We start from the raw sequence: 12774 nt of genomic DNA on the forward strand, positions 1-12774 counted from the left end.
GATGCGGAATTGCCGCGACGATAGGCAGCGAAACTTAAGATTCCGCGAATAAGCTTATGTTCGAGCACACCGGCTTTACCGGCATGCGACAGTCTTTCCGGCAATGGTTCTCCCTCGAAGGCAATCCTTCTACTTGTCGGACAAGAAAAGTCGGAGCGGCATGCGATCCCGTTTGCACAACCCGGCAGCCAATGCTTAAACATTAGGCGATCCATTCACGGATTCGCCTCCCCATCCGCCGGCAGCGCAGGCCGCTTGCCCGGCGTCGCAGGACAGCCAGCATGCAAGCCTTCACCAATTTCCGCGGCATTCTTTTCATGTGCCTGGCGATGGTCACGTTCTCGTGCAACGACGCGCTCGTCAAATCCGTCACCGGCGCAATGAATGTGGGGCAGATCATCTTCGTGCGCGGTTTGCTGACGACGCTGATGGTCGTGCTCGCGGCCTGGCATTTTCGCGCCTTCCGGCCGATCGGAACGCTGATGCGGCCGGTGATCCTCTTGCGCATCGCCATGGAGGCGCTGGCCTCGGTCACCTATATCTCGGCCCTCGGCCAGATCCCGCTCGCCAACGCCTCGGCAATCATGCAGGCGCTTCCCCTGGCCGTCACGCTCGGCGCCGCGCTCTTCCTCGGCGAACCGGTCGGCTGGCGCCGCTGGACCGCGATCATCGCCGGCTTCATCGGCGTGCTGATCGTGCTCCGGCCGGGCCCCGAGGGCTTCACGCCGGCGGCGCTGACCGTGGTTGGGTGCGTCTTCGTCACCGCCACCCGCGACCTCTGTACCCGCCGCATCGGCCACGACGTGCCGGCGCTCTACATCACCGTATCGACTTCGCTCGTCACCACCCTCGTCGGCGCCTTGCTCATCCAGCCGATGGGCGGCTGGCAGCCGATGTCGACGACGACCATCAGCCATATCGCTGCGGCAAGCGTTCTGCTGATGCTCGGCTACCAGACGATCGTGCTGGCGATGCGGGCCGGCGACATTTCGGTGATCGCCCCCTTCCGCTACACCAGCCTGATCTGGTCGATTGCGATCGGCATCTTCTTCTTTGCCGAGGTGCCGGATCACTGGATGCTGGTCGGCGTCGCGATCATCATCGGTTCGGGTCTCTACACCTTCTATCGCGAGACGCTGCGCGGTCGCAAAGCCGTCGCCCAGCGCTCGCTGACCGGCCCACTGGAATAGGAGCCGACAATGCCCGGAAGCCGTCCCTCGCCCCTGATCAGCGCACCCCTGCCCGCCGTCGTGCTTGGCGGCGGATTGTCGCGCCGTATGGGCAGCCCGAAGTTCGGCCTTCAGCTGGGCGGCCAGACGATGTTGACGCGCATCGTCGTCCGGCTCCGGCCTCAGGTGACGAGCGTCGCCGTCAACCTCAACGTCGATCCGGCCGGCGCCATCGACAGAGGCGTGCTCGTCATCGCCGACACAGTCCCCGGTTTTCTCGGCCCGCTTGCCGGCGTGCTGACAGCCATGCGCCATGTCGCGGCGACCAATCCGGCAGCAAGCCACGTCGTCGTTGTTCCGACCGATACGCCGTTCTTTCCGGATGATCTCGTCACCCGAATGATTGCCGGCCTGACAGAGCACCAGCAGATTGCCGTTGCGGCATCCAACGGGCAGATGCATCCGTTGTTCGGGCTCTGGCCGGTCGCCCTTGCGGACGAGCTTGAGACCTTTCTGACAAGTGACCCGAAGCGCCGCGTCCGCGCCTTCATCGAACGCCACCCTTCGGTAACGGTCGATTTTCCGCTTATCGCGACGGCAGAAGGCGCATTCGATACGTTCTTCAACGTCAACACGCCCGAGGATCTGACCGACGCGGAGCAATGGTTGCGTTTCTTCGAGGATGACAAAACATGAGCGCCATGAAGATCTTCGGCATCGCCGGCTGGAAGAATTCGGGCAAGACCGGCCTGATGGTACGGCTCGTCACCGAGCTAACGCGGCGCGGCTACATCGTCTCCACCGTCAAGCACGCCCACCACGACTTCGATATCGACAAGGTCGGGGCCGACAGCTACCGTCACCGCGAGGCCGGCGCCCATGAGGTGACGATCGTCTCCGGCACGCGATTTGCCATCATGCACGAATTGCGCGGCGCCCCGGAGCCAAGCTTCAAGGAGATCCTGGCGCGGCTCGCGCCTTGCGATCTCGTCCTCATCGAAGGCTACAAGCGCGAACCGATCCCGAAGGTCGAGGCTCGTCGTCTGGAGTCAGCGAACCGCGAGCCGCTGGCGCCCACCGACCCCCACATCTGCGCAATCGCTGCCGATCATCCGGTAGAAGGCTCCGATCTGCCAGTGTTCGAGCTCGACGACACGGCGGCAATTGCCGATTTCGTCGAGAAGGTCACAGGGCTACAGCGCAAAGGCGTCTGAAATGCGCGAAGGCGCTGCAGGCTCAACGCTGTGAGGCACGGCGATACTCTTCAGGCAGCTTCGCCAGCAACTCCTGCGCTTTCTGCATCCCTTGCGCGGCCGCCTTGGCATACCACTCGGCCGCGGCTGAAAGATCCTGCTCCACCCCATCGCCTCTCGCATAGGCGATACCGAGAAAGAATTGGGCGTCCGCATTTCCTTGCTCCGCCGCCTTGCGGAACCACCTGACGGCAGCCGGAGCGTCAATCTCCACGCCGATGCCATTGAGATAGGCGATGGCGAGATTGAACTGCGCCAAGGCATAACCCTGGTCAGCCGAAAGCTTGTAGAGCCGCGCCGCCTCCTTCGCGTTCTTCTCGATACCTTGGCCATTCGCATACATGACCGCCAGGTTGAATTGCCCTTTGGGATCTCCGCGATCGGCAAGCATCAGGAACCAGCGGTGCGCCTCGGCGTAGTTTTCATCGACGCCGGCACCCGTCAGGTACATGGCGCCGACATTCATCTGCGCTTGCGGGTTTCCCTGTTCTGCCGCCTTCAGGAACAGCTCGAATGCCTGAGCCTCGTCCTTCTCGACACCGCGACCCAGCATGTAGAAGATTGCCAGATCCACCTGCGCCGAGACCATGCCCCGGTCCGCCGCCATCCGGCACCACTTCACCGCCTCCCGATCGTCGCGCCCGACGCCGAAGGCGCGCACGTAGATCGTGCAGAGGAGATTTTGTGCCTGCCCGTTTCCGGCATTCGCAGCAAGCCGCAGCCAGCGATCACCCTCCTTGGTATCGACCCGCCCCGCCTCGCTGTTGAAATAGAGCCTGCCGGCATTCACCTGCCCTTCGATGTTTCCCTGCTCGGCTGCTCGCACATACCAGTTGAGCGCCTCGGGAACGCTGCGTTCGACACCGGTGCCTCTCTCATACATAACGCCGAGATTGTACTGGGCGCGGGGTTCCCCGCCGATCGCGGCGCGCGACTCCCAGCGATAGGCCTCCGCGTCATTCCTCAGCGTACCGTTGCCCCGCAAATAGGCGACGGCAAGATTGTGCATGGCCGCAACCAGCCCCTGGTCCGCAGCCTTCCGATACCATTCGAAGGCCGCGGCCGGATCGCGCGTCGTTCCGCGCCCCTCCTGAAACATGTAGCCGAAATTGTATTGGGCCGCGGCATAGCCCTGCTCCGCTGCCAGCCGGTAGTAGGCAACGGCCTGCGCGTCATCCTTGGCGACACCCAATCCCTGTTCGTAGTGAACGCCGATATTGTACTGGGCGGCCGGCGTCTTCTGATCGGCTGAAAGCCGAAACCAGCGAAGCGCCTCGACATAGTTCTGCTTCACACCTTCGGCACCGTTGAAGTAGATCGAGCCGAGCAGGAACTGGGCTTTCGCGTTGCCCTTCGCTGCAGCCCTCCCGTACCAGCCGATGGCTTTCATGACATCGTGGGCAACACCTTCGCCGGTCTGGTAGCGCATGCCGAGATCGACCTCGGCCTCAACGTCACCGGCCTCGGCGCGCTCCAGCACCTGCTCGAATGGTGGCAGAGCCGTGCCTGCGCCATAGGCACGCGTAGGCAAGGAAGCCTCCACGAGCAGTGCGATAACGAGCCCGAAGACGACACGTTTCATCCCACCCCTCCAGAACCAGTCGCATAGGGAGAGAAGCCTAGGGGGAGGAACCGGCAACGGAAAACGGATTTCGACGGGCCGCTACTTTGCGTCGAGCAGCGGCCTCGTGGCCGACGAGACATGAACCGCCGCGGAGGGCGCGCCGCATTCACGGCCCACACTTGCGGCTTACGCCAACGGCCTCGGCGTGCGGATATTTTCCGGTATCAGCCGTTGCTGGCGGTCAGTTCGTCGCGCCGACGGTCATTTCGTCCGGAGTGTCGTTCAGTCGCACGAAGCTGTAGCCCTTCGCCTTGAGGTCGAGGATGCCGCGGGCAACGCCGGCGCCGGCGGAATGGGTCGGTTGGTTGATATGGGCGATGATGACGTCGCCGTCCTTGGCGGCGCGAATGCGCTTCTCCGCCATCGCCGCACCCAGCAGCGAGCCACCATCACCGTTCACCGAGTAGCCGGCGATGCGGTAGCCCATGGCGCGGATCTGGCTCATCGACGAATGGGTGTATTTGGCCGTCGCGCCGCGAAACCACTTCGGCGCCGGCAGGCCATGCGCCTTGATTGCGACAGCACCGCCATCGACTTCGGCGGCGACTGCCGCCTCGGAGCCGGCTGCCGCGATGCCATAGACGGAAATCTTCACGTCGATCGGCGGCACGTGCATGGCGCCGTGGTCCTCGATCTCGAATAGATCCGGATGCGCCTTCATCACCTCGACGACGAGGCCGTTGCGCTTCAGCCAGCGCGCGGTGACGAAGATCGTGGCGGGGATGCGGTTTTCGATCAGTGTGCCGAGGATGCGCATGTCGGTGGCGCCGCTGCAGGCGTCAAGCGTCAGCGCCACCCGCGGCGCTCCGCCCTTTCCCTCGGGATTGGCGGGCAGACGCAGATCCGGCTCGACGAGCCCGGGCGCGGCGATGGCCGAATGGGCGAGCGTGGTGGCGGCAACAAGCGCGAGAACGAAGGCTTTCATGGCAATCCGAGGAAGAAAAATCTGGGAAGGAATGTCAAACGACAGAAACCCGCCTTTTGCGAGGCGGGTTTCCTGCTCTTATCCGGGCAGTCCTGCCCGAAGCTTGATCCGCGCAGCGCCAATCATTTTGGCGCTGCGCGCGCCTTGTTAGCGCTGCGCGAAGCCCTGTTAGCGCTGTGCGACCGGGCGAACCAGCGGGGTCACACGGCGAATGGTGACGCGACGGTTCTGCTGTTCGGCGTCCTGGGTGCGAACCTTCAGGAAGCGCTCGCCATAGCCCTGGGTCGCCAGGTTTTCCGGCGGAATGCCGTAGACCTCGGTCAGCAGCGAGGCAACCGATTCGGCGCGCTTGTCGGAGAGCACCAGGTTTGAGCGGTCCGAGCCGACGGCATCGGTGTGGCCTTCGATGAAGAAGGTTTCACCCGGATCCTTGGCGAGGATCTTCTCCATCGCGGCTGCGACCTTGCGCATGGTCTTGGCCTGCGACATCGACACTTCGGCGCTGCCCGTCGGGAAGGTGATCGTGTCGAGGTCGACGCGGCGCACCTTGTCACGCAGGCGGGCGGAGTGGCGGACTTCGTCCATGGTGTAGACGCGCTCGACACGCTCGACCGGCGGCTCGGCCAGGAACTCGTAGTAGTCGCGATCCGGATCGTCGGAAACGTCGGCGATGTAGTCACGAACCGGGATGCGCAGGCGCATCGGCGGCAGTTCGTAGCCGACGTCGATGATCGCCGGACGCGGACCCTCGTCACGCTCGGGCGCATAGATCATCAGGTATTCGTTGCCGTCGCGGTCGACACGCGAGCGCTGCAGGATGTCGCCGTAACGGTTGTAGACGGTGACGATCCGGTAGCCGCCCGGACGCACGATGGTTTCGCGGGTACGACCGCGCGGAAGCTGATCGTAGTAAGTCTCTTCCGCATCGTAACGCAGGCGCGGACGGTCGTCGCCACGCACGAAGATCTGGTCGCCGACACCGAGGATCACCCGGTTGTCGACCTGCTCGACGATCTTTACCTCGGTGATGTTGTTGGTGATGTTGTTGACCGTCGTGTTGTTGTTGATCACCGTGTTGTTGATAACAGTGTTGTTGACGATGTTGGTCGTCTCCGGAACCACGAAGACCGGAGCCTCATCGACGCGCGTCCCCTTTTCGTTGAGGTTCGCTTCGATCTTCTGCGGTAGGTCGGCCGGCATCTCGGCAGCAATCGCAGCCTGCGCTGCGGCATCGTCGGCCGGCGGAGGGGCGTCCTCTTCCTTGGCGCGCAGTTCCTCACGCAGCTTCTGGCGCTCTTCGCGCGCCTGGTTGCCGCCGGCATTGTCGGCGTCCTTGTCGCTGTCGAGCACGGCAGCACCGTTTTCGACCGGCAGCACGACGGTTTCGTCGGTCGCGGCCGGATCATCGGCGATCTTCACCTTCTCTTCTTCCGTGCGGGTGTCGACCACTTCCGGAGCCGGCTGCTGCACCTGTGGCTGCTCGGCCGTTACCGGCTGCTCCGTGCCGGGCACGGGCTGACCTTCGCCGGTCTGCGGCTGCTCGGTACCCGGGACCGGCTGTCCCTCGCCCGTCTGTGGCTGTTCGGCACCAGGCACCGGCTGTCCCTCGCCCGTCTGCGGCTGTTCTGCACCAGGCACCGGCTGGCCCTCGCCAGTCTGCGGCTGCGGCTCGACGGCGGGAGCGGTTTCGCCACCAGCCTTCGGCTCTTCGGCAGCCTTCTGCTCTTCGGCAGCCTTCTGCTCGTCAGCAGCCTTCTGCTCGTCAGCGGCCTTCTGTTCGTCAGCAGCCTTCTGTTCGTCAGCGGCCTTCTGCTCTTCAGCGGCCTTCTGCTCGTCGGCGGCCTTCTGCTCTTCAGCGGCCTTCTGCTCTTCAGCGGCCTTCTGCTCTTCGGCGGCCTTCTGCTCTTCGGCAGCCTTCTGTTCGTCAGCGGCCTTCTGCTCGTCGGCGGCCTTCTGTTCCTCTGCAGCCTTCTGCTCTTCGGCCGCCTTCTGCTCTTCAGCAGCCTTGCGGGCAGCCTCTTCCTCAGCAGCCTTCTGCTGCTCGGCAGCCTGACGTGCCGCTTCTTCTTCAGCAGCCTTCTGCTGTTCGGCAGCTTGGCGTGCGGCTTCTTCTTCAGCAGCCTTCTGCTGTTCGGCAGCCTGGCGCGCAGCTTCTTCCTCAGCGGCCTTCTGCTGCTCGGCGGCCTGGCGCGCTGCCTCTTCTTCAGCGGCACGCTGCTGCTCGGCGGCCTGACGGGCAGCCTCTTCCTCAGCAGCACGCTGCTGCTCGGCAGCTTGGCGTGCAGCTTCTTCTTCAGCGGCGCGCTGCTGTTCGGCAGCCTGGCGCGCGGCTTCTTCTTCCGCCTGGCGCTGCTTCTGCAGCAGCAGTTCCTCGTCGGATTGGCCACCGCCCTCCTGTGCAACCTCGAATGGCTTCATCAGGCTGTCGGCCACCGCGGGCGGAACCGCCACGGACACCGACAGCACCGGCAGCGCGACGGTCGCGAACAGCTTGGATCGAATCGACATTTTGTCTTCCTTCCTCTTCCTGGGAGGTCCTGGCCCGCATCCTCTCGTCAACCTGTGACACGCTGAAGAAGAGAATGCGAACACGAATACTTACGGGGCCTTGACCCAAGGTTTCGGCTTTTTTGTGTTGGCCGCGAGACGCGCGGTCCAATGCAACGCCCAAACCGCGAACCGGTTCCTTGACAAGGGCTAGCGGAGGCAAGATTAACCGCCGCTGAACGCCCCGTTCATGTTTCTCCCGCGCGGAAAACCACAATCATCGGTCGAAACTTGATTCCCGTTGAGCGCCTTCGCTTTCCTGTTGATTTTTAGTGGAAAAGAGTACGAATATCGCCACAACCGGCGGCAGACGCCCCGGCTGAAATTGGCATCCGCGAAAAACAACAATGCCGGATGTCGACCAACAGAGAGGACTATCATGCGTATTTCCAAGCGGCTGGCAGCCGCCGCATCGGCTGCCGTTTTCGTGCTCATGGCAGGCTCGGCCATGGCCGACGGCGAAAAGGTCGTGATCGGCACGGAAGGCGCTTACCCGCCCTTCAACAACCTGGAAGCGGACGGCACGCTGACGGGCTTCGACATCGACATCGCCAAGGCGCTGTGCGTGGAAATGAAGGCCGAGTGCACTTTCGTGACGCAGGACTGGGACGGCATCATTCCGGCGCTCATCGCGAAGAAGTTCGACGCCATCATCGCGTCCATGTCGATCACCGCCGAGCGCAAGGAAAAGGTCGACTTCACCAACAAGTACTACAACACCCCGCCGGCAATCGTCGTGCCGAAGGATTCGCCGATCACCGAGGCAACCGCAGCCGCCCTTCAGGGCAAGGCGCTCGGCGCGCAAGGCTCGACCACCCATTCCAACTATGCCGAAGCGCATATGAAGGGTGCCGAAATCAAGCTTTATCCGACGGCTGATGAGTACAAGCTCGACATCGCCAACGGCCGTATCGATGCGGTCATCGACGACGTCGTCGTGCTCTCGGAATGGCTGAAGACCGCTGACGGCGCCTGCTGCAAGCTGCTCGGCACCTTGCCGATCGACCCTGTCATCAACGGCGACGGCGCCGGTATCGCGGTCCGCAAGGGCGACGATGCGCTGCGCGAGAAGTTCAACAAGGCGATCGAAGCGATCCGCGCCAACGGCAAGTACAAGGAAATCAACGAAAAGTACTTCCCATTCGACGTTTATGGCAGCTGATTGACGGTTTCCGGTGCGATTTCCTAGTGAATCATGCCGGAAAAACGTCGGTTGATGCGAAAATTGCAACGGCGGATGGCTTGCCCTTCCGCCGTTTTTGTTTGACAAGTGCCTAAAACAAAGCGCGATCGATACGCATAAAAACAGCGCAAAAGGGGAAATCTCTGACATGAGCGGGTTGTTTGCCGGCTTCTATTCCATCCTCTCCTGGATCGGATCGATCGTCGATCCATTCTGCGGCCCGGTCGGGGTCTTTACCTGGCTCGCACCTGGCACGCTTCTCGCCTGCGGTGACACCGGATGGGGCGACGATATCGCCCACGGCTTCGTCATTACCGCGAGCCTTGCCATCGCAACGCTGCCCGTCGGCCTGTTGATCGGCTTCTTCATCGCGCTGGGCAAGCAGTCCGAAGAGCGCACGGTTCGGCTCGCGTCGAACATTTACACGACGATCTTCCGCGGCCTGCCCGAACTGCTGACGCTCTTCATCGTCTATTACGGCTTGCAGATCCTCGTTCAACAACTGCTGGCATCGCTCGGCTACGACGGTCCGGTCGAGATCAATGCCTTCTTCGCCGGCATGATCGCACTCGGCGTCGTCTTCTCCGCCTATTGCTCGGAAGTGCTGCTGTCAGCCTTCAAGGCCATCCCGCATGGACAATACGAAGCCGGTGACGCCCTTGGCTTGCATCGCGGCCGCACCATGCGCCTCATCATCCTGCCGCAGCTCGTGCGCATCGCCCTGCCCGGTCTCGGCAATCTCTGGATGGCGCTGCTCAAGGATACTGCCCTCGTTTCGGTCGTCGGCCTGACCGACATCCTGCGCCAGACCGGCATTGCCGCCCGCGTGACCAAGCAGGCCTTCGAATTCTACGGTGTTGCCTGCGTGCTCTTCCTGATCCTCGCGATGATTTCCTCGATCGTCTTCTCCTACATTGAACGGCGAACCAAACGTGCGGAGATGGGCCGATGAGTGTCGTTGCAACGATGATCCCGCCGCAGGCGCCGCCGCCGGTTCCGCCGAAGCCCTACACGCTCACCCGCTTCGTCGGCAGCGTTGCGCTCGGCATCTGGCTGGCACTCGGCGTCGGTATCTTCCTGACCGTGGTCGGCGGCTGGGATCCGGACAAGTTTGCCAAATACGGCCCGCGCTTCATCAACGGCCTCGGCGTCACGTTGATGCTGGTCGGCCTTTCGATCGTCATGGGCGCCATCCTGTCGCTGCCGATCGCGTTTGCCCGCATGTCGATGAACAAGGTCCTGTCGTGGTTCGCCTACGGATACGTCTACTTCTTCCGCGGCACGCCGCTTCTGGCACAGCTCTTCCTCATCTACTACGGCCTCGGCAGCTTTCGCCCGCAGCTGGAAGCGGTCGGCCTGTGGTGGTTCTTCCGCGACGCGTGGAACTGCGCGATCTTCGCTTTCACGCTCAACACTGCGGCCTACCAGGCGGAAATCCTGCGCGGCGCGATCGAGAGCGTGCCGCGCGGCCAGCGCGAAGGCGCTGACGCGCTTGGCCTTCCCCAGCGCGTCGCCTTCTGGAAGATCATCCTGCCGCAGGCAATGATCGTGGCGCTGCGCCCCTACGGCAACGAGATCATCCTGATGATCAAGGGCTCGGCGATCGTCGCGATCGTCACCGTCTTCGATCTCATGGGCGAAACCCGCTATGCCTTCTCGCGTACCTTCGACTTCCAGATGTATATCTGGGCAGCCATTCTCTACCTCATCATGGTCGAGATCCTGCGCAACATCTGGAGCCTGCTGGAAGCGCGGCTGACCCGCCATCTGAAGCGATAGGGTTTCTACGTCGGTTTCGAACAAGCTTGGCAGCACTCCCTAAGAGAGGCTGCCAAGCTTTTGTTATTTCACGAGAAAGTTTCACTTCGGGACAAATATTAGCCCTTGATTAACAAATCAGGCGTTTCATCATAGGGACCAACCTTTGCGAGAAGTGAGGTCCACATGACGAACGAGATGGAACTTCAGCTCAAGGGCTACGGACTGACGACGGCGCAGATCCTCTATCACCTGCCCGACCATCCGGCCTTCCTGCAAACCTATATCTGGCAGCACTACGACATTGCGCCGGACTTCCCCGAAATGCGCAGCTTCCTGAAATTCTGGGAAGAGAAACTGGACGGGCCGCTGCATTCGGTGCGCTACGTGCACCGCAAGCTGATCTCGGCCACCGAATGGCGCGCACTGAAGGGCGAGCTCATTCTGCACTGAGAGCCGCCGACGGCGACCGCTCTCTGTCACCAGGAACCCTGGATCGGCGTGACGCCCGGCGCCCTCAGACATGCACCTCCCCATGCGCGAGTTCGCCTTCGCGCGGCTCCTTGTGCAGCGAGCCGTAGAGCACCAGCCCGTAAAACACGATGACACCAACAATCACCGGCCAGCCGGGCAAGGGACCGAGGGCCGCATTCTGGGCGACGTCCATCCAGGAGCGCACGTGGCCGAAGGGCTCGCCATTGGTGGAGATCTTCGGCGAGGAAATCTTCAGCGCCCAGGCAAGCAGCAGGATCAGGTACATCCAGCAGTAATTGCGCTGCAGCCGGCGGCAAAGCGCCTCGCGGTAGCTCATCAGGAAAGCGGGCTTGCGCAGGCTCTTGGCGATCGACGCCGCCCAATTGAGGTTCGGCGTGCCATCGGGCGCCAGGATCTGGGCGAAGTAGCCGCGCTCCAATTGCCGTACCCGGGCGCGATAGACGTCGAAGAAGCGATAGCGCCGGGCTTCGATCAGGAGCAAGAGCGTAATCAGCAGCATGGCGAAGAGCAGCACGCCATGATGCGACGACGGTGTGGACAGCGAGACCGAGAGCAGCGCCGCAACGACGGTGATTGCCCAGTTGGAGGTCCGGTCGATGCGGTCGCGCCAGCCGGCCATGCGCCCCATTTCGCCGCGATAATAGTGTACCACCGCGTTGATCTGCTCCTGCGACGTCTGCGGCAAGGGCGGGCCTTTCGGCTCCTTCGTTTCGGCGCTCAAGATCAGCGGCCCAAGCTCGGCGGACATCGGCATTCCTCCCGTCTTTTCTTATGCTTGCGATGATGACTCCTTTCCTGTCGCCGATAAATCCCGATGGCGCCGCATGGCGACGTTTTTCGTCCGGAAGGCCAAGGAAATCCTGCCACTGACCGCCAAAACGCCAGATCCACGCCCGCAAACCTTTCGCCGACGGCGATTGCCAAAAACCGGCTGCGGACGTAAGAAGCGCCCATGACCCAGAAAAGCACGAAAATCGACGAGGAAGCGCTGGCCGAGGCCTATAACCGCGCCCTCTCCCTGGAAAAGTCCGGCAAGTTCGATGCCGCGGCGCAAGCCTATGCCGAAGTGCTGGCGCTCGATCCGGAAGACCACGGCGGCGCTGCCGTGCGACTGGCTTCGATGGGACGCGGCGAAACGCCGGTGAAGGCGCCCGATGCCTATGTCGCCACGCTCTTCGACCAGCATGCCGAAGTCTTCGACAACGTGCTCGTCGACCAGCTCGGCTACTGCGTGCCGCTCCTCGTCCGCCAGCGCCTGCAGGCGCTTGAACTCGGGCCCTTCGACCGGGTGCTGGATCTCGGCTGTGGCACGGGCCTGACCGGCGGCGCGCTCCGCGACATGGCTGAAGACATCACCGGCGTCGACCTCTCCGAAAACATGGTCGAGATCGCCCACGAAAAAGACCTCTACGAGACGCTTTATGTTGCAGAGGCGGTCGACTTTCTCGACGACAATGACGACGAGCCCTTCGACCTGATCGTCGCCACCGACGTGCTTCCCTATATGGGCGCGCTCGAAGCGCTGTTTTTCGGCGCGGTCGACAACCTCGTCCCGGGCGGCCTGCTGATCTTCTCCAGCGAAACCCTGCCCGCAGAGACCTTCGCCGGCCGCAATTTCATGGTCGGCCCGCACCAGCGCTTTGCCCATGCCGAGAGCTACCTGCGCGACCGTCTCGCCGCCACCGGCTTCGAGATCGTCGAAGTCGGCGACATCACGGTGCGCCTGGAAGAAGGTGAGCCGATCGCCGGACATCTGGTGGTCGCACGCTTCAAGCCCTGATCGGGCCATGACAGCATCATGAGAAGGGAGCATCGCACGA

12 protein-coding genes are annotated in these 12774 nt (G+C 62.7%); 8 read left to right on the top strand and 4 right to left on the bottom strand.

From position 1 onward, the window contains the following. Nucleotides 1-281: 281 nt before the first annotated feature. From FA04_RS08180 to mobB, 3 genes are read left to right on the top strand one after another with little or no spacing between them, the layout of a single operon-like run. Nucleotides 282-1190, top strand: coding sequence for a DMT family transporter (locus tag FA04_RS08180; RefSeq protein WP_034795126.1), 909 nt, complete (start codon nt 282-284; stop codon nt 1188-1190). Between the two features lie 9 nt (nt 1191-1199). Next, nucleotides 1200-1865, top strand: a complete 666-nt coding sequence (gene mobA / locus FA04_RS08185; protein ID WP_034795129.1) for a molybdenum cofactor guanylyltransferase MobA — start codon at nt 1200-1202, stop codon at nt 1863-1865. Continuing rightward, a complete protein-coding gene (mobB, locus tag FA04_RS08190) occupies nt 1862-2383 on the top strand; it encodes a molybdopterin-guanine dinucleotide biosynthesis protein B (protein ID WP_034795131.1) in 522 nt (173 codons plus the stop codon). The genes mobA and mobB overlap by 4 nt, the downstream gene beginning before the upstream one ends. A 22-nt stretch (nt 2384-2405) precedes the next feature. Here the strand turns inward: mobB and FA04_RS08195 are convergent, their stop codons facing one another. The 3 genes from FA04_RS08195 to FA04_RS08205 form a co-directional block, all read right to left on the bottom strand. Continuing rightward, nucleotides 2406-4004, bottom strand: coding sequence for a tetratricopeptide repeat protein (locus tag FA04_RS08195; protein ID WP_051659330.1), 1599 nt, complete (start codon nt 4002-4004; stop codon nt 2406-2408). A gap of 223 nt (nt 4005-4227) precedes the next feature. Then, entirely contained in the window at nt 4228-4971 is a 744-nt protein-coding gene (locus FA04_RS08200) for a polysaccharide deacetylase family protein (RefSeq protein ID WP_034795134.1), read from the bottom strand. Nucleotides 4972-5139: 168 nt separating this feature from the next. Beyond that, a complete protein-coding gene (locus tag FA04_RS08205; RefSeq protein ID WP_034795137.1) occupies nt 5140-7479 on the bottom strand; it encodes an OmpA family protein in 2340 nt (779 codons plus the stop codon). 418 nt (nt 7480-7897) lie between these two features. Between FA04_RS08205 and FA04_RS08210 the strand changes: the two genes are divergently transcribed. The 4 genes from FA04_RS08210 to FA04_RS08225 all read left to right on the top strand — a co-directional run bounded on the left by FA04_RS08210 (nt 7898) and on the right by FA04_RS08225 (nt 10912). After that, complete coding sequence (locus FA04_RS08210) at nt 7898-8680, top strand: ABC transporter substrate-binding protein (RefSeq protein ID WP_034795139.1); 783 nt, start codon at nt 7898-7900, stop codon at nt 8678-8680. 169 nt (nt 8681-8849) lie between these two features. Beyond that, complete coding sequence (locus FA04_RS08215) at nt 8850-9653, top strand: ABC transporter permease (protein WP_034795142.1); 804 nt, start codon at nt 8850-8852, stop codon at nt 9651-9653. Then, a complete protein-coding gene (locus tag FA04_RS08220) occupies nt 9650-10480 on the top strand; it encodes an ABC transporter permease (RefSeq protein WP_034795145.1) in 831 nt (276 codons plus the stop codon). Before FA04_RS08215 ends, FA04_RS08220 begins: the two co-directional genes overlap by 4 nt. Before the next feature lie 165 nt (nt 10481-10645). Continuing rightward, nucleotides 10646-10912 carry an usg protein gene (locus tag FA04_RS08225; protein WP_034795148.1) on the top strand — a complete coding sequence of 89 codons (267 nt, stop codon included), beginning with the start codon at nt 10646-10648 and terminating at the stop codon, nt 10910-10912. Between the two features lie 64 nt (nt 10913-10976). Here FA04_RS08225 and FA04_RS08230 read toward each other — a convergent pair whose 3' ends face one another. Next, the gene (locus FA04_RS08230) at nt 10977-11702 is read right to left on the bottom strand and encodes a DUF2270 domain-containing protein (RefSeq protein WP_034795151.1); all 726 of its coding nucleotides are present in this window, start codon (nt 11700-11702) and stop codon (nt 10977-10979) included. A 204-nt stretch (nt 11703-11906) separates the two neighbouring features. Here FA04_RS08230 and FA04_RS08235 point away from each other — a divergent pair, with 204 nt between their 5' ends. Then, on the top strand, nt 11907-12734 hold the full coding sequence (locus FA04_RS08235) for a class I SAM-dependent DNA methyltransferase (RefSeq protein ID WP_034795154.1): 828 nt from the start codon (nt 11907-11909) through the stop codon (nt 12732-12734). Nucleotides 12735-12774: the final 40 nt, after the last annotated feature.

Origin of the sequence: Ensifer adhaerens (genome assembly GCF_000697965.2) — a bacterium.
Lineage (GTDB): Bacteria > Pseudomonadota > Alphaproteobacteria > Rhizobiales > Rhizobiaceae > Ensifer > Ensifer adhaerens.

Coding starts and splice junctions, on each gene's coding strand:
- FA04_RS08220 (WP_034795145.1), top strand. CDS start 9,650: ATGAGTGTCGTTGCAACGATGATCCCGCCGCAGGCGCCGCCGCCGGTT.
- FA04_RS08180 (WP_034795126.1), top strand. CDS start 282: ATGCAAGCCTTCACCAATTTCCGCGGCATTCTTTTCATGTGCCTGGCG.
- mobA (WP_034795129.1), top strand. CDS start 1,200: ATGCCCGGAAGCCGTCCCTCGCCCCTGATCAGCGCACCCCTGCCCGCC.
- FA04_RS08235 (WP_034795154.1), top strand. CDS start 11,907: ATGACCCAGAAAAGCACGAAAATCGACGAGGAAGCGCTGGCCGAGGCC.
- FA04_RS08210 (WP_034795139.1), top strand. CDS start 7,898: ATGCGTATTTCCAAGCGGCTGGCAGCCGCCGCATCGGCTGCCGTTTTC.
- FA04_RS08230 (WP_034795151.1), bottom strand. CDS start 11,702: ATGTCCGCCGAGCTTGGGCCGCTGATCTTGAGCGCCGAAACGAAGGAG.
- FA04_RS08195 (WP_051659330.1), bottom strand. CDS start 4,004: ATGAAACGTGTCGTCTTCGGGCTCGTTATCGCACTGCTCGTGGAGGCT.
- FA04_RS08200 (WP_034795134.1), bottom strand. CDS start 4,971: ATGAAAGCCTTCGTTCTCGCGCTTGTTGCCGCCACCACGCTCGCCCAT.
- FA04_RS08205 (WP_034795137.1), bottom strand. CDS start 7,479: ATGTCGATTCGATCCAAGCTGTTCGCGACCGTCGCGCTGCCGGTGCTG.
- FA04_RS08215 (WP_034795142.1), top strand. CDS start 8,850: ATGAGCGGGTTGTTTGCCGGCTTCTATTCCATCCTCTCCTGGATCGGA.
- FA04_RS08225 (WP_034795148.1), top strand. CDS start 10,646: ATGACGAACGAGATGGAACTTCAGCTCAAGGGCTACGGACTGACGACG.
- mobB (WP_034795131.1), top strand. CDS start 1,862: ATGAGCGCCATGAAGATCTTCGGCATCGCCGGCTGGAAGAATTCGGGC.